Origin of the sequence: Paenibacillus sp. FSL H7-0357 (assembly GCF_000758525.1) — a bacterium.
GTDB lineage: Bacteria > Bacillota > Bacilli > Paenibacillales > Paenibacillaceae > Paenibacillus_AQ.
On record NZ_CP009241.1, the window covers coordinates 5,169,790 to 5,191,410 of the forward strand.

25 protein-coding genes are annotated in these 21,621 nt (G+C 51.1%); all 25 read right to left on the reverse strand.

Annotated features, from left to right (window positions below; genetic code table 11):
• Positions 1 to 10: 10 nt before the first annotated feature.
• Positions 11 to 649, reverse strand: a complete 639-nt coding sequence (locus tag H70357_RS22680) for a DUF1405 domain-containing protein (RefSeq protein WP_052092201.1) — start codon at positions 647 to 649, stop codon at positions 11 to 13.
• A gap of 94 nt (positions 650 to 743) precedes the next feature.
• Positions 744 to 1,625, reverse strand: a complete 882-nt coding sequence (locus tag H70357_RS22685) for a menaquinol-cytochrome c reductase cytochrome b/c subunit (RefSeq protein WP_038594451.1) — start codon at positions 1,623 to 1,625, stop codon at positions 744 to 746.
• Between the two features lie 28 nt (positions 1,626 to 1,653).
• Positions 1,654 to 2,325: a menaquinol-cytochrome c reductase cytochrome b subunit gene (qcrB, locus tag H70357_RS22690; RefSeq protein ID WP_038594453.1), complete on the reverse strand. Its 672-nt coding sequence runs from the start codon at positions 2,323 to 2,325 to the stop codon at positions 1,654 to 1,656.
• 5 nt (positions 2,326 to 2,330) lie between these two features.
• Positions 2,331 to 2,885, reverse strand: coding sequence for a QcrA and Rieske domain-containing protein (locus tag H70357_RS22695; RefSeq protein ID WP_038594455.1), 555 nt, complete (start codon positions 2,883 to 2,885; stop codon positions 2,331 to 2,333).
• A 221-nt stretch (positions 2,886 to 3,106) separates the two neighbouring features.
• Entirely contained in the window at positions 3,107 to 3,532 is a 426-nt protein-coding gene (locus H70357_RS22700) for a DUF2487 family protein (RefSeq protein ID WP_038594458.1), read from the reverse strand.
• Between the two features lie 129 nt (positions 3,533 to 3,661).
• Complete coding sequence (locus tag H70357_RS22705) at positions 3,662 to 3,841, reverse strand: IDEAL domain-containing protein (RefSeq protein WP_038594463.1); 180 nt, start codon at positions 3,839 to 3,841, stop codon at positions 3,662 to 3,664.
• Between the two features lie 18 nt (positions 3,842 to 3,859).
• Positions 3,860 to 4,366, reverse strand: coding sequence for a gamma carbonic anhydrase family protein (locus tag H70357_RS22710; RefSeq protein WP_038594465.1), 507 nt, complete (start codon positions 4,364 to 4,366; stop codon positions 3,860 to 3,862).
• Positions 4,367 to 4,377: 11 nt separating this feature from the next.
• Positions 4,378 to 5,466 (reverse strand): hypothetical protein, encoded by a 1,089-nt coding sequence (locus H70357_RS22715; protein WP_038594468.1) that lies wholly within the window; start codon positions 5,464 to 5,466, stop codon positions 4,378 to 4,380.
• 90 nt (positions 5,467 to 5,556) lie between these two features.
• Positions 5,557 to 6,144 (reverse strand): histidine phosphatase family protein, encoded by a 588-nt coding sequence (locus H70357_RS22720; RefSeq protein ID WP_038600248.1) that lies wholly within the window; start codon positions 6,142 to 6,144, stop codon positions 5,557 to 5,559.
• Positions 6,145 to 6,301: 157 nt separating this feature from the next.
• On the reverse strand, positions 6,302 to 6,895 hold the full coding sequence (locus tag H70357_RS22725) for an anti-sigma factor (RefSeq protein WP_038594472.1): 594 nt from the start codon (positions 6,893 to 6,895) through the stop codon (positions 6,302 to 6,304).
• Positions 6,896 to 6,900: 5 nt separating this feature from the next.
• A complete protein-coding gene (locus H70357_RS22730) occupies positions 6,901 to 7,488 on the reverse strand; it encodes an RNA polymerase sigma factor (RefSeq protein ID WP_038594474.1) in 588 nt (195 codons plus the stop codon).
• Between the two features lie 729 nt (positions 7,489 to 8,217).
• Positions 8,218 to 9,312 (reverse strand): prephenate dehydrogenase, encoded by a 1,095-nt coding sequence (locus H70357_RS22735; RefSeq protein WP_038594477.1) that lies wholly within the window; start codon positions 9,310 to 9,312, stop codon positions 8,218 to 8,220.
• A gap of 49 nt (positions 9,313 to 9,361) precedes the next feature.
• Entirely contained in the window at positions 9,362 to 10,459 is a 1,098-nt protein-coding gene (gene hisC, locus H70357_RS22740; protein ID WP_038594480.1) for a histidinol-phosphate transaminase, read from the reverse strand.
• 57 nt (positions 10,460 to 10,516) lie between these two features.
• On the reverse strand, positions 10,517 to 11,338 hold the full coding sequence (trpA, locus tag H70357_RS22745; protein ID WP_038594482.1) for a tryptophan synthase subunit alpha: 822 nt from the start codon (positions 11,336 to 11,338) through the stop codon (positions 10,517 to 10,519).
• The gene (trpB, locus tag H70357_RS22750; RefSeq protein ID WP_038594485.1) at positions 11,335 to 12,534 is read right to left on the reverse strand and encodes a tryptophan synthase subunit beta; all 1,200 of its coding nucleotides are present in this window, start codon (positions 12,532 to 12,534) and stop codon (positions 11,335 to 11,337) included. Before trpB ends, trpA begins: the two co-directional genes overlap by 4 nt.
• Positions 12,531 to 13,208, reverse strand: coding sequence for a phosphoribosylanthranilate isomerase (locus tag H70357_RS22755; protein ID WP_038594488.1), 678 nt, complete (start codon positions 13,206 to 13,208; stop codon positions 12,531 to 12,533). Before H70357_RS22755 ends, trpB begins: the two co-directional genes overlap by 4 nt.
• Positions 13,201 to 14,031 (reverse strand): indole-3-glycerol phosphate synthase TrpC, encoded by an 831-nt coding sequence (gene trpC / locus H70357_RS22760; RefSeq protein WP_038594491.1) that lies wholly within the window; start codon positions 14,029 to 14,031, stop codon positions 13,201 to 13,203. The genes H70357_RS22755 and trpC overlap by 8 nt, the downstream gene beginning before the upstream one ends.
• Complete coding sequence (gene trpD / locus H70357_RS22765; protein ID WP_038594493.1) at positions 14,021 to 15,061, reverse strand: anthranilate phosphoribosyltransferase; 1,041 nt, start codon at positions 15,059 to 15,061, stop codon at positions 14,021 to 14,023. The genes trpC and trpD overlap by 11 nt, the downstream gene beginning before the upstream one ends.
• Before the next feature lie 208 nt (positions 15,062 to 15,269).
• On the reverse strand, positions 15,270 to 16,823 hold the full coding sequence (gene trpE / locus H70357_RS22770; RefSeq protein ID WP_038594495.1) for an anthranilate synthase component I: 1,554 nt from the start codon (positions 16,821 to 16,823) through the stop codon (positions 15,270 to 15,272).
• A gap of 342 nt (positions 16,824 to 17,165) precedes the next feature.
• On the reverse strand, positions 17,166 to 17,537 hold the full coding sequence (aroH, locus tag H70357_RS22775) for a chorismate mutase (protein ID WP_038594497.1): 372 nt from the start codon (positions 17,535 to 17,537) through the stop codon (positions 17,166 to 17,168).
• Positions 17,531 to 18,634, reverse strand: a complete 1,104-nt coding sequence (gene aroB, locus H70357_RS22780) for a 3-dehydroquinate synthase (RefSeq protein ID WP_038594499.1) — start codon at positions 18,632 to 18,634, stop codon at positions 17,531 to 17,533. Before aroB ends, aroH begins: the two co-directional genes overlap by 7 nt.
• 2 nt (positions 18,635 to 18,636) lie before the next feature.
• Positions 18,637 to 19,806, reverse strand: a complete 1,170-nt coding sequence (gene aroC / locus H70357_RS22785) for a chorismate synthase (RefSeq protein WP_038594501.1) — start codon at positions 19,804 to 19,806, stop codon at positions 18,637 to 18,639.
• Positions 19,807 to 20,005: 199 nt separating this feature from the next.
• Positions 20,006 to 20,167, reverse strand: a complete 162-nt coding sequence (locus H70357_RS36370) for a hypothetical protein (RefSeq protein ID WP_197073609.1) — start codon at positions 20,165 to 20,167, stop codon at positions 20,006 to 20,008.
• A 98-nt stretch (positions 20,168 to 20,265) separates the two neighbouring features.
• Positions 20,266 to 21,066, reverse strand: coding sequence for a CheR family methyltransferase (locus tag H70357_RS22790; RefSeq protein WP_038594503.1), 801 nt, complete (start codon positions 21,064 to 21,066; stop codon positions 20,266 to 20,268).
• A gap of 27 nt (positions 21,067 to 21,093) precedes the next feature.
• A complete protein-coding gene (gene ndk, locus H70357_RS22795; protein ID WP_038594505.1) occupies positions 21,094 to 21,537 on the reverse strand; it encodes a nucleoside-diphosphate kinase in 444 nt (147 codons plus the stop codon).
• Between the last annotated feature and the right edge of the window lie 84 nt (positions 21,538 to 21,621).

Here is a 21,621-nt window from a genome sequence, read left to right on the forward strand (position 1 = left end):
GAACAGCCTGTCAGCGCCTGTCGCTGAAGCTCTCCAGCGGCCTGGTTCTTCTGCTGAAAACCCAGGCCGCAGCGGCGCTGAGCAAGGTTAATCCAATAGTGAAGTACTGCACACCAATTACATCATCCTCCAGCACAGAAGGCAGCCACGGATAAATCCCAATCGAATAATCCACCATGTCGTTGGCAAGGGTCCAGAGCAGCGCCAATGGCAGCATTCTGCGGAAAGCGAAGAAGCGGGCATAGATCAGCGCTTCAACCGCCATCCCGGTATGCGATGCGACCAGCATCCAGTCCTTCCAGCCCACAGTGTCCCCCTGATATCCCCCGGCAAAAATAATACTTACCGCCCAGATACCGTACTTCACGGAGGTGAGAACCGCCAGTGCCTCGATCAGTTCACGCAGCAGAGTCCCTTTCAGACTCTTTGGCGGATACAGCAGGAGCAATAAAGCGGCCGTAAAGAACAGGCTCGCAGTCGGACTATCCGGAACGAACGGAAGCAGCCAGGCAGGATAATTGGCTGCTGTATATTCCAGTTGATTGCCGTACCACATGTAACCGTAAATCGTACCGAAGAAATTCACAATAAAGAGCAGCCATATGACTCCCCGGTGTTTAAACAACTTCTCGAACCAATGAACCGACATATCGACACATTACCTCCTAGATCATGGCAGCCTCTGCATTTACACAACCAAAAACCTGACCGCATGCACGATCAGGTTTGCGCTTATCATTATTTTACTGTTCGCTTTTTTGTTTGGCAAGCCAGCCGGCAAGAGTGTCAATATCCTGCTCTGTCAGACCTGCCGCCACCGCCGTTTCATACATCGGAGGCATTTGCCCCTGTCCCTCTTTAATGATCGCGAGAATCGCATCTTTGTCATGGGTATCGCCGACACCACGAAGCGCAGGTACACTACCTCCACCCTTCATATCGACAGCATGACAAGAGACACAGGTAGCTTGCTTATAAAGCGCCATCGCCGGATCACTCTTGTCCACGATGGCTACTTCCTCCGTTTCAACAACACTTGTGGTCGGCAAACCTTTGGCTCTGTTCTCTGCCGCCTTTTCCTCGCGCTGCACATCCTCAGGAATTTGATCCGTTAACGCCATTTCATGCTTATATTCCGTCCAGGCTGTATTCGTCAAATAAATGATCGCTGCGAGGGAGAGGAACATTAAAGAGGAAGCGATCGGCCGGCGGTAGAACCGCCGTTCCCGGCCCGTATCCAGAAAGGGGGCCAGCAGGAGAGCTCCAAAGGCTACGCCTGTAACGCCGAGTGTGCCCAGCACAATATAATCGCCGGAGGCATAAGGCAGCTTCAAATATTGATACAGGAACAGGAAATACCAGTCTGGTATCGGAATTACGGTTGCACTGGCATTCGCAGGGAAGCCTAGCGGCGCCGGCTCTGAAATGGTCAGCACCAGGATGCCCACCAGCACGACAACACCGACCATCCATTCTTTCAATAGAAAGTTGGGAATAAACGCTTCCGATTTGCCCGGATATGCCGTGTAGTCCGGCGGTGTAATGAACCCGTTACCTTTGCGGACACGGGAATCACCGACAAATACGACCTTTTCTTTGGTGTTGTCCTTGTCTTTGTGTGCCATCTGCAGTTCCCCCTTTCTGTCAATTGACTTACAGCGGACCGGAGATACCCTGTCTGCGGATCATAATAAAGTGTCCGACGAGCAGAATAAGCAGGACCGCCGGGAGGAAAAATACATGCAGTGCAAAAAAGCGGGTTAAAGTTTCTGCGCCGACAATAGTGCCGCCCTGCATCAGTTCCTTCAGCACAGGCCCCATAACGGGTACAGAATTAGCAATTTCCAGTGTAACCTTGGTTGCAAAATAAGCTTTGTTGTCCCAAGGCAGCAAATATCCGGTCAGTCCAAGCCCCAGCATCACGAAAAAGATAAGCATACCGACAATCCAGTTCATTTCGCGCGGTGCCTTGTAGGAACCGGTGAAAAATACGCGCATTGTATGAAGGAACATCATCACGATCACGAGACTTGCGCCCCAGTGATGCATACCGCGGACGATCTGCCCGAAGGCCACCTTTGTCTGCAAATATTCCACACTGGCATAGGCATTTATAATATCTGGAACATAATACATTGTCAGAAACATGCCCGATAAGATCTGAATGACTGTAATAAAGAATGTAAGTCCGCCAAAGCAATAGACAAATGCCGAAAAGTGATGTGCCGGATTGACATGCTCAGGTACCTCATGATCGGCGACATCTCTCCAAATCGGCGTAATATCCAGACGTTCATCAATCCAGTTGTAGACATTTTTAAACATCAGATTTACGCCTCCTTCTTAGCTTCAGTGTTGGGGACGATATCTCCAAGATAGACCCAGCCTCCATCAATCTTGGTCTTGTACTGGTCAAGCGGCTTCGGGGCGACCTCTAGATTCTTGCCTACTTTGGTATACCTCGCTCCATGACATGGGCAATGGTATTCATCCGGATAGGACTTGTTATTGTTCCATCTGACCGTACATCCCAGATGCTTACAGATCGGTGAAAGCGCATAAATTTCTCCGCTCTCATTTTTACGGATCCAGGCCGTCAGCGTAGCTGTACTGGCATACCATCCGTCCTGCTGTTTCAGCTCAAACGTAAACTCCTGCGGTTCATCGGTAATTTTAGAGGTTTCCGCAATTTTGATGAATTCACCCTCGCCTTTTTTATGTAATATCGGGTCAACGGCAAAACGGATCATCGGCAGGACTGCCCCGGCCCCCATAAAAGCGGTAGCTCCGCCAAGGGTATAGGTTAGAAACTGTCTGCGTGACATCTCTTTTTGGCTGGGCGGTCCTTGCGGATGCGGCTCCTGCTCTTCTTCATGGCTGCTCATACTGTGTGTAACCCCCTATTCAGAAATTGGAGAAGGCACCTGCAGTGTTATCCAGAGGTTTTTCCTGTAAATAATCCGTTTACAATGATATAAGTCACACGACATATAAGTTCAACCTAATCATAGCGTAGGGTCCAAAACCCGTCAAGAATATTGTCTAAATTGTGACAGGCATATTGGGGTGCTTATATATAAATTGTTGATTTTTCGTCACATTTAACTCATTTCTCACCTTGCCACATCTGCTCAATTTCTCTCCCTATCTCACTCTTAAAGGCCATTATCCGGGACGCGTCAAATCCAGTCAGGGAAAGGACTAAATCGCTTTCAACCGTTTCGTTGGACAATACCTCCAAATCGGATGAAGCCACAATGACATATTGGAAGTGACTGGATTTGACTTTTCGGCAAATCTCATTAATGTATTGAAGACTGTCACTTGAGCTGTACTGAATTGCCGGGTAGGTTACAATGCGTCCTTGAAAGGGTTGTTCAATACAGTCCAGCAAATCACGCAGCCGTTCAAGTGCCTCTGCCGCCTCCGGCGGACTCTCCGTACCCGTCAGGCCGGTAAACGGAATCAGGCAGGTATCGAAGTATTTGCAGTTTGCCTCCCAGCTGCTTTTGTCAAAATCACTAAATTTCATTACTGTTCATTCCCCTCACCTGAATTGTTCAAACATTTTTGACAAACATTTCTCCTTGCTTTCTCGAAGATACAGCTAAATCCCTCTTTTACAGGACAACAAAAAAAAGAAATGCGCCAAGCGCATCTCTTATGCCAAACTTTTCAGTTCTTCAGTCAGATACCGGAAAGCCGCTTTATCTCCGGCCGCCAGCGCTGTGTCAATCTCCCGGTACAAGATGTCGGTACGACGCTTTCGCAGCGCTTCATCCCACACCATTTCTGCCGCAAGCCCTAGCATCACTTCATAGGTAGCCTTCATTTTGTCCATTCGATACACCTCCGCTGTTTAGAAGTTTCCATATTCCTTCGCCTTGTTCACATAACTCTCGCTGGTGCGTGACATTCTCAGTAAGTCCTGCTCGGTCAATTCACGGACCACTTTGGCGGGGGTACCCAAGGAAAGGGTGTACGGCGGGATCACTTTGTTTTCGGTTACAAGAGATCCGGCTCCTATTAAAGCATATTCACCAATCTCTGCTCCGTTCAATACAATCGCACCCATTCCGATTAATGTGCCTCTGCCTATCCTGCAACCATGTATGATTGCGGAGTGCCCAACCGATATGTCATCCCCCAATATCAGCGGCAGATTCTCCGCCACATGGCCTACAACCCCATCCTGAATATTGCAGCTTTTTCCAATAATGACTGGAGCAAGATCGCCCCGAAGCACCGCATTGAACCAAATACTTGAATGCTGTCCTACACTCACATTCCCTACCAGCTTAGCCCCTTCTGCCACGTAAACAGATTCATCGAGCTGCGGTATGTAATTCCCATAAGCAATCCGCATTTTCCTCCCCCTTACTTCGGCAGTCGCTTCGGAGTGGCAGCTTCCGTCCCCCATGGCGTCATTTGGACTACCGGGCCTTCAGGTGACTCTCCAAGCCGGATCATTCCAAGATGCAGCATCATCCGCAAAATTCGCTGTTCCAGGATCGATGCGGCGTCATCATAGTAAAACGGTTTGATCAGCCAGCCCAATCCCTCCACCAAGGAAGAAACGCTCACCCACTCTTCCGCACTTACGCTAATCCAGTATACGAGCGATGGAAGATTAGGAACAGCACCTTTATAGAGTTTTAACCAAAAGGTGAATAACTGCATCAGTCTTTCTGATTTTCCTTCCGCAAGCAGCGTCTCACCTGCCGAGGTTAGCTTCAAACGGTAACCTTCTTCCGAAATATAGCGGCGGTGCCTCGCATAATCATACAGAAGCGCCATTCTTGGCGGATAATGCTCGCATGCTCTGCCGTAACCGAATCTCCAGCCCCCCTTGCCCAGCAGCGGCTCAGGAACTTGGATCGCGTTCATTACGCCCTGCTGATAACGTTTATAGAGGGCGCCCTCCTGGTTCAGCTCCAGCTCATTGTCCATCACATAACGCAGGAACAGCAGCAGATCGCCCGCCAGCAGGTCACCTTCCCCGCGGTATACCGCTGGTTCACTGCTCCGGACCACATGTTCCTTGATATGCTGTCCCATCCTCTCGCGGAAACGGTTCTTCAGATCCTCCGGCACCTGAAAGAGGTATCTGCTCTGCTGTGAGGCGCCGCTGAAGAGCCATCCGCCGCTTTTGAACCGGCTGACCATCTCACGGTAACCGCCGGTTTTGCCGGCAGGTGCATCAAAGCAGGCCTGCCTCGCGGCAGCCAGCAAATCTTCAAGACTGAATTTGCTGCGTTCGTCGAACAACAGCGTGTTGAGAAACCGCAGTTCCTCCGGGGTGCAATCCCGGATATGAGTCTCCATGAAATCGCGGCTTCCCAGCGTGATCAGTATACTCTGAATCAAATCATGTTTAGAATTTCGTTTGCAATCGCACTGGTAGCGCCCCGCAATGGCGGTAAGCTGACCAATGTCTGCGTAAGTGAGCATATCCGCCAGATTCATCTTTTATCGCCTCACCGTTTTACTACCATTATGGGAAATACAGCCCTTTTTATTCCTTATTACGCAAAAAAAATAACCCGAGGCTTCGGGTTAACGCTGATTTTGCAAGATATGACGTGTACAATTGTATAACAGCGGACTCCATTCCTGTTCCTTCTTCTCCAGGATGGTCAGCGACAGATTGCCAAGACGTTCTGTGTACTTGTCCTTATAAAGCGCGGTGTACAGCTGAGCCAGAAAGCCGCCGTGGGAAATAACCAGCACATTGCTCTGCGGATAACGGGCCGATAGATCCTCCAGGAAAGCCAGACCGCGTACCTGCAGCTGTTCATCCGTTTCTTGACCCAGCGACAGCAGGTTCCACTCTTTGCCCCACTTCTCCTCCCGCTGCATGGCAGTCATGCCTTCCACCTGCCCATAGGCACGCTCACGGATCCGGTGATCGGGCTCAAGCAGTGGAATGTCCAGCTTGGCAGCTACGATCTTCCCTGTCTCCGCTGCGCGGGAAAGACTGCTGGTAATGCAGTAGTCCCAGCGGTAAGGTTCCTGCAGAAGCCTGTCTCCCAGCATCTCAGCCTGCCTCCGGCCCTCATCGTTAAGCGGAATGTCACTTTGCCCCTGTATCTTTCCTTCCGCATTCCAATCGGTCAGCCCATGGCGTACTAAGCCGATAAGCATTGCCATCACCCTTCCCCTCCTTTATGTTTGCTTAATAATGTATCATGAATGAAAACAAATGTCTTCTTTTCGAAAGATTATTATGCCTTTTCGCTCTTCCTGCACGGAAACAAGACAACAAAAAAAGCCCGCTTTACTTGGTAGTAAAGGGAGCTCCTCATTGTCTGCGGTAACGGTTCAACCGGATGAGCAAAAATATCGATAAGCCTACCCCCAGCATGGACAGCATCATCCAATATTGTGGATGGGTTGGCCCCATGCTTACTACAAGCGGCTCGATAATGCCGCCTTCTGATTCCAGAACAGGATAAGCCGGCGACCATCCTAGTGAAAGGCCGGCCACACCCGTATCCACAATCCCGCTTTGCGCTGTGGTTGTGTTATGGGATGTCTTAAACATAGTGAAATATAGGAAGCTCGATAGAAACACTGCCAGAAAGCAGGCAATCCAAAGGCTTATCCGGCGGCGGAAAACTGTAGAATTACCGGCAGATTTCCCGTCCCCGGGCATCAGCCAGGGACTCTCGAGATAAATCCGCTCCATAACCCTGAGGTTTATAGCTTCCGCACGTTCTTCGCTGACTTCTACCTTCGTCTCGAGCATAAGCTCGCTGCTCTCCTGCCACAATGCCCACTCGGAGGCGCAGTACGGGCAACTTGCAATATGCCTCTCAAGTTCAATCCGCTTGGGGTCGGTGGGGGGAGCGTCCCACAATAGCGGAATGAAATCTTGCGCTTCCCTGCAGTTCATTGGCCTTACACCCTCTCAGCCTGCTCTTCAAGTTCAGGCTCATAGAAATAGGACTCGAGCTGGAGCTTCACACTGCTCCTGGCACGGAACAATAATGATTTCACGGAGCTGACACTCTGATCCAAAATAATGGCGATTTCCTGATAATCCATTTGATCATATTCACGCAGAATGAGTGCAGAACGCTGCTTCTCCGGTAGATTATTGATCGCTTCACGAACCAGCATCATCCGTTCTTTACGCAGCGCCGCCTGCTCAGGCGCTACCTCTGGCGGAGCTACAGGAGTATAGCCGCTTTCTTCAAGAGATACATTGCCTGCACGATTCTTGCGAAGCTCACTCAGCACCGTATTACGGGCGATTGTATACAGCCATGTCGAGAATGAAGCATCCACTTCACGGAAGGAATGCAAGCTGCGGAACGCCTTATAAAAGGTCTCCGAGCAGAGATCTTCAGCAATCAGCTCCATATGGGAATTCTTAAGCATATGATAGACAAAAGCCAATATTTTTCGTTGGTATCTTCGCATCAGTTCCGAGTATAATTCTGTGTTTCCTTGCTTAATAAGCTGGATCAACTGGGAATCCGTCATGGTGAGTTCGGCCCTCCTCGCCCTTGCACGTTTAATCCCGGCCGGTCTGTAACTACTTATACCGGTCGGGGCTTAAAAAGTTGCGCTTTTACGCTAAATTTGTACCGTTTTATGAAATACTTCCTATGTATATTCAAATACCCGGTAAAAAAGGCATGCCACATGTAAATACAGAAATAAATACGCATCTTTACAGGTTTCCTTACATCCCGCACAGCTCTTTTTTGATGATTACGGAAAGGAATCTATAAACATACTTAACCCAGTATAGCATAGATTCTAACAGGATGACATTAATAGACTCGGGGCAACAATACACTATTTTACATTTCGGATATTAAGTCGAATCCTGCTTCATTCCTAAACCTGCCATCTGTGCACATAAAAAGTCAGTCGAAACGCTCTTTCTTATCTATTCTGAATGGCCTGATCTGCGATTTGGAAAATAAAGTTTAAAGAAAGTGTTGACAAAATGTAAACGGATACATATAATAAAAGTACAGTATGGTTTCTCTCCACTCCTATCCAAACACTGCACAATTCCAATTCATTGTGAATTGTAGCCGCTTACTTTGTAAGCGGTCTTTTTTTGTCCATTTTCAGGCTGAGGTGCGCCGTAACCCAAACCAAAAAGGGCTTTGACTTCGAAGTTTGCTCAGGTTATTTGCGTGGAGTCCGATAACTTATAAATCTTAACAACTAAAAAAGCCGGGGCATTCGCCCCGGCTTCTACACATATACCGTATAATCATTGTGCTGCAGCAGAATCTTAGCCCGCTCCATGTCATTCTCCTGACGAAAAGACAGCCGCATAATGCCGGGAACGTCTTCACGGCTCTCAATAATCTGCACATTGCTAAGGTTGATACCCTGATCCCCCAGCTCCGTAGCGATTCGCCCGATAATACCCGGATGATCGGGAACATCAATATGGAGATCGAACAATGGCGTAATCATTCCTTTGCGGCGCTCCGGCAGCTGGCTGCGGAAGCCGTTAGCTTCGCTGAAAGCCTCCTCAATGCCTTCTCCGTCCGCCATCTCCAGCAATTGGATAAATGAAGATACCTCCTGATTCCAATCCTTCAGCAAGCGCAGCATCACCGTACGGTTGTTAAGCAGAATATCACGCCAGATGATCGGATCACTGGAAGCAATCCGTGTGATGTCGCGGAAGCCGCCTGCAGCCAAAGTGCTGTACAGGGAATCCGTATTATCATAGGCATGAATCTGATTCACAAGCGCGACGGCAATAATATGCGGCAAATGGCTGATCGCACCAACGATTTCATCGTGGCGTTCCGGATCGAGCCGGACGATCTGCGCTTTGGTATGTAATAGCAAGGATTCAAGTGCATGATACGCATCGTCCGGCACTCCCGGCGGAGGCGTCAGCACATAATAGGCATTCTCAAACAGCAGTGAGGATGCTGCTTCCACACCGGAGCGCTCGGAACCGGCCATGGGATGCCCGCCTATGAAATGCACATCGGGAAAGTCCAGTGAAACCGCGCAGGCGGCAATGCTGGCCTTGGTGCTGCCGACATCCGTAATGATGCAGCCGGGTTTCAGCGGAAGCTTGCTTAACTGCTGCAAATAATCCTCCAGCATGCCTACAGGTACGCATAGAAAAATAAAATCGGCGTCCAGCGCCGCTTCTTCAACAGAAAGTGTTGCCTGATCGACAACACCTCTGCTGACATATTTAATTGCGGATTCAGGACGGTGGGCATGGCCTACGACGGTCAGGCCCTCCTTGCCTTTGAAGCAAAGGGCCAGTGAGCCTCCGATCAGACCGACACCGAAAATGGCTATTTTTGTCGTCATGTTCTTTGTACTACCTGCCTTCTATAGGTATCGTCTTGTCTGTTACAGGTTACACCTGTACCTTCTGATCTTTAAGCACCCGCTCCAAAGCGGCGATAAAAGCCTTGTTCTGCTCTGTCGATCCGACAGTAACACGGATATAAGTCGGGTAAAGCCTGTGGCCCGCTCTTACAATGATGCCTTGACGCAGCAAGGCGTCGAATACTTCGGTTGCAGGCTTGCGTACATTTACCATAATGAAATTACCGTGTGCCGGGAAAAAGTCCAGGCTCAGGCGTTTGAATTCTCCCTGAAGCTGAATGATGCCCGCGCTGTTGAGACGGCGGCATTCCTGCACGTAATCCTGGTCAGCCAGTGCAGCCAAGGCGCCAGCCTGGGCTAGACGGGAAGTGTTGAAAGGTTCCCGAACCTGATTAATCAGCTTGATAATCTGCGGACTTGCAACACCATAGCCGATGCGGAGCGCAGCCAAGCCATAAATCTTGGAGAAGGTGCGCAGCACCACCAGATTCGGATACTTAGCGAGCAGCTCAATTCCGTCCGAGTAGAAAAGGTCTGTTACGTATTCGGAGTATGCTTCATCGAGCACCACCATTACATTCGCAGGAACCGCGTTCAGGAAAGTGACCAGCGCCTCTTCAGGCACAATCGTACCGGTTGGATTATTGGGATTGCAGATCCAGATCACCTTTGTCCGTTCCGTCACTGCAGCCAGCATCGCGTCAAGATCATGTGTACCATTTGCCAAAGGCACTTCTATCGAAACAGCACCTTCTATATCGGCATTGCTCTTGTATACGGAGAAGGTCTGATCCGCCATAATTGTCTCGTCACCCGGCAGGAAAAAGGCACGTGTAATCAAGGCGATGATTTCATCGGAGCCGCAGCCGAATATGATATTGTCGTTCTCCACGCCAAGGTGGCTTGCCAGTGCGCTTGTCAAATCAGCGGCCGCGCCATCAGGATACAGAAAAAGATTGTCCAGATCGGCAATAATAGCAGCTTTTGCGCTCGGCGAAGGACCATAGGGGTTCTCATTGGACGCCAGTTTAATGACCTCGCTTAAGCCCAGTTCTTTCTTAACCTCATCAATAGGTTTGCCTGGCTTGTAGACAGGGAGGTTGATAATATTTGGTTTCGGATTCATTTATGCTCCTCGCTCTCCATGGGTAAGATAGCTGCTCTCAGGTCTGTCAGCAGACCGTTATGGTCTTAATTGTGCCACAAATTCACGAATTTGCAACAGTCCTTGGCTGCGGGTATCCGGATTGTCCAGCAGCGGAATCACATCCTCTACCTTGCGGACAATGGCACTGCCTACGACTACACCGTCGCAAATGCGGGCAAACCGTGCCACCTGCTCGCCCGTCGAGATGCCAAATCCAACAGCTACCGGCAAGTCTGTTGCCCGGCGTACGGATTCAATAAAGTCATCCACTCCGGTATGAAACGACGATCTTTCGCCCGTCACTCCAAGGGAGGAGACACAATAGACAAAACCGCTGGCACCGGAGACAATTTTGGCAATCCGCTCACTGGAGGTCGGCGCGACAAGCGGTATCAGATTCACACCGGCCTCACGGCTGCGCAGGCGCATTTCCCCAGACTCCTCCACAGGCAGATCGGGAATGATCAGGCCGCTGATTTCGTGGGTCTCAAGCTCTGCAAAAAAGGTGTCCAAGCCCATCTGCATAACCGGATTATAATAGGTGAACAAAATGAACGGAAGCTCGCTTCCCGCCTGTCGGGCCTTCAGTGCCGTTTCCATACAGGTTCGAAGGTTAATGCTGCCTCGCAGCGCTCTAGCAGATGCCCGCTGGATCACCGGACCATCCGCGAGCGGGTCGGAGTAAGGAACGCCTAGCTCCAGAATATCTGCACCCGCCGCCTCCAGTTCGGCAATGATATCAAGCGTGGTCTCCAGATCGGGATCACCAACCGTTAGAAAAGGGATCAAGGCCGTCCGTCCGGCCTCTTTAAGCTGCCGGAAGGTCAAATCCATCCGGTTTGTCGTCTCCGTTGTCATTGCTTACCCGCTCCTTCCGTATAGGCCATTATAGATTCCACGTCTTTGTCGCCGCGCCCGGACAAACAGATGACTACAATATCATCCTTGGTGAGCGTAGGTCCGATCTTAGCAACATGCGCCAGGGCGTGGGCCGACTCCAGAGCTGGAATAATGCCTTCAGTCATACACAGCAGCTTCAAAGCCTCAATCGCTTCCTCATCCGTAATCGGCACGTATCGGGCACGCTCTATGTCTTTGAGGTAGGAATGCTCAGGGCCAACTCCCGGATAATCCAATCCGGCAGAGATGGAATGCGCCTCTGTAACCTGTCCATGTTCATCCTGCAGCAGATAGCTCAGGGAGCCTTGAAATACCCCATGGGTTCCCTTGCTCATTGTCGCAGCATGAAAAGGGGTATCGATTCCCTTGCCTGCAGCCTCTACTCCGATCATGCCGACATTCTCATCCTCCATGAACGGATAGAACATGCCGATCGCATTGCTTCCTCCGCCTACGGCAGCAACCAGCAGATCCGGCAGCCTGCCTTCGGCCTCCAGAATCTGGCGGCGGGTCTCATCGCCGATAATCCGCTGGAAGTTGCGGACCATCATCGGATAAGGATGCGGCCCAACCGCTGAGCCTAAGATATAAAAGGTATCTTCAACATTGCTGACCCAGTAGCGCAGCGCTTCATTCCCTGCATCCTTGAGTGTCCGTGATCCGGAAGTCACCGGTATAACCTCTGCCCCCAGCAGCTTCATACGGAAAACGTTAAGCGCTTGGCGGCGTGTATCCTCCTCCCCCATAAACACCTTGCATTCCATCCCAAGGAGCGCTGCCACCGTAGCCGTAGCTACGCCATGCTGGCCTGCACCTGTCTCGGCAATAACCTTCGTTTTGCCCATCATCTTGGCCAATATTCCCTGACCGATCGCATTGTTGATCTTATGTGCTCCGGTGTGATTCAGGTCTTCACGCTTTAGATAGATCTTAGCCTCACCGATATGCTTGCTGAAACGTTCCGCATAATACAGCGGAGTCTCCCGTCCGGAATACTGCTTCAGCAAATAATCTATTTCTTCCTGAAAAGCCGGTTGCCCCGAATACTTGCGGTAGGCTTCCTCCAGCTCAATCAGTGCATTCATTAAAGTTTCAGGAACGAAGCGGCCTCCAAAAGAACCAAAACGCCCATTGATGTCCGGTACTTGTATCATGATTGCTTCACCCTTTCCACAAAAGCTGTCATTTTAACAATATCCTTAATTCCGCCGCTCTCCACTCCGCTGGAAACATCCACGCCATCCGGGGCGTAGCCCGCCAGCAATTCACTGACATTGCCCGGCTCCAGACCCCCGGCGATAAATAAAGGCAGCCCGTACGCCGCTGCCGCCTGCTGGAAGTGAGGAATACGTTCCCAATCAAATGTCCGGCCTGAACCGCCGCCCTGCGGATCATAAGTATCCAGCAGCAATGCATCCACCACACCGGCATAGCTTTCCAGACTACTATGGTTATCCGAAGCTTGTTCCGTATCACGGCTGACCACAGAAAGAGCCTTCCAGACCTGTACCTGCGGAAACGCCAGCTTAACCTCACGGCAGAATTCTGCACTTTCCTGCCCATGCAGCTGTATCACACCCAGTGGAACTGCCTTCATGATTTCCCGAAGCTCTGCCAGTTCCGGGTTCACAAACACACCTGCGGCTTCCGGAGCCTTGTCTGCCTGCCAGTCCGCAAGCTGCGCGGTAAGCACTGCTGCCTGCTCCGGGGTTATTCTGCGGCGGCTGGGAGCAAAGACAAAACCGACATAATCCAGTGGTAATCGCTTCATAGATTTTAGCACTTCAACGTCCTGAAGTCCACAGATTTTTACCATTGTCTCACTCATGCACGGCACGGCCTTTCCCTGCCTGTACCGGACCCAGCAGTTCATTCACCGCCTGCTCCACGTTCTGCTGACGCATTAAATATTCTCCTACCAACACGCCAAGTGCGCCGGTTGTGCTCAGATAGTCTATATCACGGGGCCCTGCAATCCCACTCTCGCTGATTACCGGTACTCCCTCCGGTGCAAGCGTGGCAAGCTCTGCCGTAGTCTCAAGCGAGGTCTCAAAGGTATGCAGGTTGCGGTTGTTGATTCCCAGCAGCACATTCGGATGTGCCGCTTTGCCGGTCTCCAGTAGCATTTCCAGTTCATTGCGGTCATGAATCTCAATGAGTACGTCCATTCCCAGTGAGGAAGCCAACTCTGTGAAGTTAGCAAGCCGGTTCGGGTCCAGAATAGCCGCGATTAGCAGGATGGCATCTGCTCCCAGCAGACGCGCCTCATAAATCTGTTTCTCGTCGATAATAAAATCCTTGCGCAGCAGTGGAAGACTTACCGCCTTTCTAACCTGCTGCAGGTATAAACCGCTGCCCTGAAAATACTCGCTGTCCGTAAGAACGGACAAGCAGTCAGCACCTCCCGCCTCATAGCCTTGTGCTATGGAAACCGGGTCAAAATCCGCCCGGATCAGACCTTTGGACGGGGAAGCCTTCTTCACTTCCGCAATCAGCCCCATCTCTCTGTTCCGCCGCTTCGTGAGCGCATCACGGAATCCTTTTGTCGACGGCAGCCCGGAAATTTCAAGTTCAGCCTGAGCCAGCGAAAAAGTCGCAGCCAGCATCTCTACCTCTTTTATTTTGGTGGCAACAATCCGTTCAAGATACATAATCAAGCTCCTTCGTCATGACTTTCAGCTGCTCCAGCTTGAGCAGTGCCGCGCCTGAATCTACTACTTCTCTTGCTTTCTCTACGCCATCTCTCAATGTATCCGCCAATCCGGCGACATAGATACAAGCACCTGCATTGGCCAATACAATATCACGGTAAGGATTAACTTCTCCGGCCAACACGGCGGTGATAATCGCTGCATTTTCAGCTGCATCTCCGCCAAGCACATCTTCCAGCGGATGTCTGCTGAGGCCCAGTTCCTCTGGAGTCACTTCATAGGTAAACACAGCCCCGTCTTTCAGCTCGGATACCTGTGTAGGTGCCGAAATGCTGATTTCATCGAGACCATCCAGACTGCTTACAATCATCGCCCGCTTGGAGCCGAGCTCCTTCAGTACATTCGCGACTGTTTCCGTCTTGCTGCGGTCATAAATGCCCATCAGCTGCCGGTCGGCTCCCGCTGGATTGGTCAGCGGTCCAAGCATGTTGAATACGGTCCGGACGCCGAGCTCACGCCGGGGTACGGCTGCATGCTTCATGGATGGATGATAGATTTGTGCGAACAGGAAGCAGATACCGATGCTGTCCAGACACTGCCGGGCCTGCTCCGCATTCAGATGAATGTTGACGCCCAGCGCTTCCAGCACATCAGCGCTGCCCGCTCTGCCGGAAGCAGAACGGTTGCCGTGCTTGGCGACCCGGACCGATGCGGCTGCGGATATGATCGCCGAGGCCGTAGAAATGTTGAATTTATGGATTCCGGAACCGCCGGTTCCGCAGGTATCCAGCAGCCGGGTGCGCTCCGTAAGCACAGGAGTACCGAAACCGCGCATGGCTTCGGCGAAACCGGTAATCTCCTCCACCGTCTCCCCCTTGATCCGCAATGCGGTCAGCAAGGCGCCGATTTGCGCCGGTGATGCCGATCCCTCCATTATTGTTCCCATAAGCTCACGCGCCTGTGTGCGGGTTAGATCCCTGCCCTCGATCAGTCCGGCAATTCCTGATTGCATCAATTGACTTGCTTCCATAGTTCTTTTCCTCCTAAAAGTTTTATGGAGCATTCTCTGCTCTGCTCATCTTCGTAATAAAACTCGCTTCGTAAGCATTCGCTTAAGTTTTGTGAGCATATGCATCCTGAACCCGCATCGAACAACACTGACACCGGAAGCATACGCTAAAAGTTTTATGGAGCATTCTCTGCTCTGCTCTGCTCTGCTCATCTCTGCTATCCCCTGGTTAAGGGGTATATTCGTACATGTAATCCTGGTTGATTACCTGTTTTTCTTTCACTACCGCCGGGAACATCGCTTCCGCCATGCGGATCGCCTTCAGCATCCCTTTTGCCTTGTTGAGGGTCTCCTCATATTCCTTCTCTGGAACAGAATCCCAGACAATGCCCGCCCCGGCCTGCACATAAGCCCGGCCCTTGCGGAAGATAATGGTGCGGATAGTAATGCAGGAATCCATATTTCCGGAAAATCCGAGATAACCGATGGCTCCGGCATACGCGCCTCTTGCTTCGCGTTCCAGCTCCGAGATAATCTCCATAGCCCGCAGCTTCGGTGCTCCGGAAACGGTGCCGGCAGGAAGGCAGGACAGGAAGGCGTCGAAGAAATCCTTGTTCTCGTCAAGCGTTCCGGATACGTTCGAAACCATGTGCATCACATGGGAGTATTTTTCAATTTCCATGAAGGAATCGCATTTGACGGTGCCGAACTTGGAGACCCGGCCCAAATCATTGCGCCCCAGATCGACCAGCATCAGATGTTCTGCCCGTTCCTTCTCATCATGCAGCAGTTCCTCAGCCAGCTCCCGGTCCTGTGCTTCATTCTCGCCTCTCGGACGGGTTCCGGCAATCGGGCGGGTCTTGACCCGGTCACCGTCCACCTTCACCAGCGCTTCGGGAGAAGTGCCGACAATGATCTCTTCATCCATCTTCAGATAATACATATATGGCGAAGGGTTCAATGTGCGCAGCATCCGGTACACATGGAGTGGCGATACTTCCGTTTCTATGTGCAGCCGCTGGGACAGCACCACCTGAAAAATATCCCCGGCCCGGATGTACTCCTTGGCTTGCTCCACATTGCCGATATATTGCTCCTTGGTCAGGTTAGAGTGGATCTGGCCCAGCTCGATATCCTGTGGTATGCTGCGCCGGTTGACATTTTCCTTCGGTCCTTCCTTCTGCAGCTCTTCGGCCATAACCTCCAGCTTGCGGCTAAGCTCTTCATAGCCTGCGCGGATGTCCGAGTCCGTATCTCCGTCCTTGATGTGCAGATTGCCGACAAGCAGGATTTGCTGCTTCACATGATCAAAGACAATGATCCGGTCGCAGAACATAAAGCGGATGTCGTCCATATTCAGATCATCAACGGCATGTGCCGACAGCTTCTCGTAGTACTGTAGCAGATCATAACCGAAGAATCCGATGGCTCCGCCTGTAAAGGGAGGCATTTCTTCCAGCTTCGGGCTGCGGTAAGAGCGGAGCAGCGCTTTAAGCTCCTCGACCGGCTTGCCCAAGAGCCGTTTTTTCTCTCCGCCGACTTCAACGTGAATGATGCCTTTTTTGCCGGAGATCATGAGGAACGGATCACTGCCGATAAAGGAATAACGGGCCCATTGAATACCGCCCTCTACACTTTCCAGCAAAAATGCACGATCCTGTTCGGCAAAACGCTGGAACAGCCGGATCGGCGTCTCCATGTCGGCAAGCAGCCGCTTTACGACCGGAATTAAGTTATACTCCCGGGACAACGCCACTACTTCTTCGACTCTTGGGTTCGTCATTTGAAATACCTCCTTGGGATCTGATATTATGTCCGAAATACAGAAAAACCTCTACCGAAGTAGAGGTTTGTATAAGTGTAAGTATGTGAAAAAGCGCTCAGGACCGGCATTATGATCCATATATGCGGATATCTCCTATGTGGGAATAGACGGGTAGCGCTTTGAAACTCTACACCAAATTAATCCCAGAAGGGAATCACAAATAAATGGATTGCCTATACGAACTAAATCCTGCACTCAACTCAGCTATACTCATCTCATCTAAACTAAACTCTGCTTCACTCGGCTAACTCCACTATACATGATGATGGAGGTCATTGACAACCCCGCATCTGCAAATTATTACTTGCTCTGTGATAGATCCGGGCGAAGCTTCTGGGCTTCGTTCAGATACACATGGCGGATATCCCGCTGCGATTTTTCGGTGTTGACCTGTACCATGAGGCGTATGCACTGTGGCAGGCTGCCCTTGACCGGGATCTCGACGGAACACATGAGCGGCACCATCTCCCAGCCTTCAATCTCACGGATCGCCCTTGCCGGGAAGGTAGCATCCAGATCAGCAGTCATCGTAATCCATACGCTGCAAATATCCTCTGCAATCACGTCATTGCGTTCGACGATTTCCCGCAATAGTACAACCGTTTCACGCAGGATCTCGTTTTCCTCGTTTTTCGTTACGGTTGTTGCACCGCGTATCCCCCGGTTTACCATGGGCTTTCCTCCTTCTTAAGCTGCGCTATAACCTCACGAACAGATGATTGCTGCACATCATTGACAATACTGACCGAACCTATGGAATCTGGCACGATAAAGGTCATTTTGCCTTCTTTGAATTTCTTATCATGCATCATCGCCGCCATCAGTTCGTCCTCACCATATTGCGCCGGCAGTCTTACCGGCAAGGCGAGCGCCGACAGCATAGATACCGTGTCTTCATAAATGGACTTATCTTTGCCCAGTTTGGCCGCTAACAGCGCCGATCCGGCCATTCCGATGGCAATCGCTTCCCCGTGCAGGAATACACCATAACCCCCCACTGCCTCGATCGCATGCCCAATGGTATGCCCGAGGTTCAGTATGGCCCGCTGTCCATGCTCACGCTCATCATTGCCGATTACGGCGGCTTTGATCGCACAGCCCCGCTCGAGCGCATAACCAAGCGCTTCTACGTTCAACTCAAGCAGCTCTGCCGCATGATCACGGCACCAGTAGGCAAAATCCCTGTCCAGAATCAGGCCGTGTTTTACAACCTCGGCCAGCCCTGAAGAAATCTGGCGCGGAGGAAGCGTGCGGAGCGTATCCAGATCATACAGCACCATAGACGGCTGATAGAAGGCGCCGATCATATTTTTGGCTAGCGGATGATTGACTGCCACCTTCCCTCCGACACTGCTGTCATGGGCAAGGATGGTTGTCGGAATCTGCAGGAAGCCGATACCGCGCATATAAGAAGCGGCCACAAAACCCGCCAGATCACCGACCACACCGCCACCGAGTGCCAGTACCGCCGAGCTGCGGTCCAGACCAGCCTGAATGGCCGTTGTGATAACCTCTTCATATACGGCCAGAGATTTGGAAGCCTCCCCGGCAGGGATAATATGGCTTACGACTGTATATCCCTGGGCCTGCAAGGAGCTTTCCACCGTGGGCAGAAAATGTGGGGCAACTTCACTGTCACTGACAACCAGCAGCGGACTGCGCAGTGGAAACCCGGCTTCCTGGCAGCGTTCACCGATACCCTGAAGCAAACCGCTGCCGATATGGATCGGATAAGAACGTTCTCCCAATTCTACAGTAATACTGCGCATAATCAGTAGCTCTCCAGTTGGGACAAGTAATTATTATAGTTGGCTCTGATTTCTTCCAGGGAATCGCCGCCGAATTTATCCAGGAATGCCTTCGCGATCTCCCAAGCCACGACATTCTCCAGCACAACACAAGCTGCCGGAACAGCGCAGGCATCCGAACGCTCCACCTGCGCGGTGAAAGGCTCTTTGGTATCAATATCAACGCTTTGCAGCGGTTTGTAAAGTGTAGGTATCGGCTTCATCACTCCGCGGACAACAACCGGCATTCCGTTCGTCATGCCACCCTCAAAGCCGCCCAGCCGGTTGCTTGCCCGGTAGTAACCTCGTGAGGCTTCATACATAATTTCATCATGGACCTGTGAGCCGCGCAGTTCACCTGCCTCGAAACCAATACCGATTTCAACACCCTTGAAGGCATTGATCGACATTACCGCTCCGGCGATAGCTGCATCCAGCTTACGGTCGTATTGCACATAGCTTCCAAGACCGGTAGGCAATCCTTCAACGACACATTCCACAATTCCACCGATGGAGTCGCCTTCCTCCTTGATCTTGTCTATGTAAGCTTCCATCTTCTGTTCGGTCTCTTTATCAACAACTCTCACAGAGGAGGCTTCGGTCAGCTCGATCAGTTCATCAATCGGAAGATTATTGGCCGGCGCTTCAATCTCGCCGATCCGGATAACCTGTCCGGCAATCTTCACTCCGAAAGCGGCCAGCAGCTGCCGGGCCACAGCGCCTACGGCTACTCTTGCTGCCGTTTCACGGGCGCTGGAGCGTTCCAGCACATTCCGCAGGTCAGTAAGATTATATTTCAGTCCGCCGTTCAAATCCGCATGCCCTGGACGCGGCCGGTTTACCCGCCGCTTCTCTTCGTCGCTGCCGGGAATCGGTTCGATATTCATAATGTTCTTCCAGTGTGTCCAGTCTTTGTTCTCTACCACCAGCGCGACAGGAGCTCCTGTCGTAGAACCATGGCGTACACCGCCGACAATCTGTGCGGTATCTTTCTCGATTTGCATCCGGCGGCCACGGCCGTAGCCCTTCTGGCGCCGCTGCAATTGAAAATTGAGCTCTTCGAAATTAAGTGTCAAATTGCTGGGCAGTCCCTCAATAATTGCTGTAAGCTGGGGGCCGTGCGTTTCCCCCGCTGTTAAATAGCGTAAACTCATGCTGCGTTCCCCCTTCACACTTTTAAACTGTAAACCGCTAAAATCTTAAATGTCTTTGCTCATTATAGTATAGGGAATCCGCTTTGACAAGAAAGGGATGGCCTCTAATCAGGTGCCCCTCATCCATAAAACAACAGCGCCGCCATACTCTTCCGAGTAAAAGCGGCGCTGCTGAGCGTCCGGGGTCAAGAGGCTCTGATCAGCCCCCGATCCTCCGGTTTGAAGGAGGCAATGTCGTCTTGCTCTCCTCAAGCTGCAGCAGGCTTTGCAGCTGCAGCTCCTCAATGCCGAGAATCTGCCCGCATTCGCGGACGGTAAGGAAGCCGCGTTTGTACGCGGCAATGACCTTGCTTTTGTCCATCTGGATTTACGACCTTTCGCATAGCGTACGGGTATCTACTATTCAGTATCACTGAAAAGAAGCGAAAGTATACGTTAACCAGATCGGGCGGTGCAGCACTATTTCTTCCGGTAGAAGAACGTTTCCGTCGATTCAAAGCCATACTGCGCAGGTGTAAAGATTTGCTCCGTACTGCCCACGAACAAATATCCGCCCGGGCGCAGACTGTCCGAGAACTTATGATAGAGCTTATTCTTAGCCTCTTCTGTGAAATAGATCATCACATTCCGGCAAATGATCAGGTCAAACCCTTCGTCAAACTTATCAAGCAGCAGGTTCTGCTTGCGGAAATCAATACTTTTTTTGAGTGACTCGCTGACCTTGAACACCGGTCCCTCCGGCGCGAAATAACGGGCGGCTACATCTTTTGGCACGTCCTTTAAGGATCGTTCCAAGTAGAGGCCCTGCTTTGCTTTGGCCAGAGCGCCATCATCAATGTCAGTAGCCAGAATACCGGTCTGGGAAAGAAGATTTTTGTCGGATAAAATCATCGCCAGCGTATATGGCTCTTCCCCGGTGGAGCAGGCGGCACTCCATAGCTTCAACCGGCGTCCCGAGCGCTGCAAATCAGGCAGAATGACATCCCGCAGGACTTCCCAGCGGTTCGGATTGCGCCAGAACTCCGAGACATTAATCGTCATCCGGTCCAGAAATTCATAAAATAAAGCCTTGTCCTTCATCATTGCGGCATAAAAATCTTGAAATGAATGATAGCCGTTCTTCATCCGCAGCGTAGTTAAACGCCGTTTCATCTGTGCTTCCTTGTACTGGGCGAGATCGATTCCGGTACTTTGCTTGACGTTATGGATAAACCCGGTGTAATCCGGATCTGCTGCTTCAATCTGTTCACGTTCTGCCATATGACTTCTCCTGCCTCCCGCCTGTTGTTACATCCATGCCTGGATGTCTTTGTTGTAGTGAGCCAGTTCATTCGGAGCAAAGAAATTGGAAATTTCACGTTCAGCGCTTTCCGGTGAATCCGATCCATGAATAAGGTTAAGCGGTGTATGGCTGGCAAAATCGCCGCGGATTGTACCCGGCAACGCTTCGCCTACCTTGGTCTTCCCTATCAGCAGACGGGACAGCGCCACTACATCATCGCCTTCCCACACCATGGCAAACACAGGACCGGAGGTGATAAAGCCCACAAGTTCAGGAAAGAAATCTTTACCTTCGTGTTCTGCGTAGTGCTTCTTGGCCTGTGCTTCTGTGACAGTAATCAGCTTCGCGGCAATCAGCTTAAATCCTTTGTCCTCCAGGCGGGCGACAATACGCCCGATCAATCCACGTTGTACTCCGTCCGGCTTGATCATCAGATACGTTTTTTCCATAGAGTCACTCTCCATTTTTATGAATAGGTTAGTACATCGCTGCGAATTCAAGTGGTATATTTTCTGATATTATCAGAAACCCGG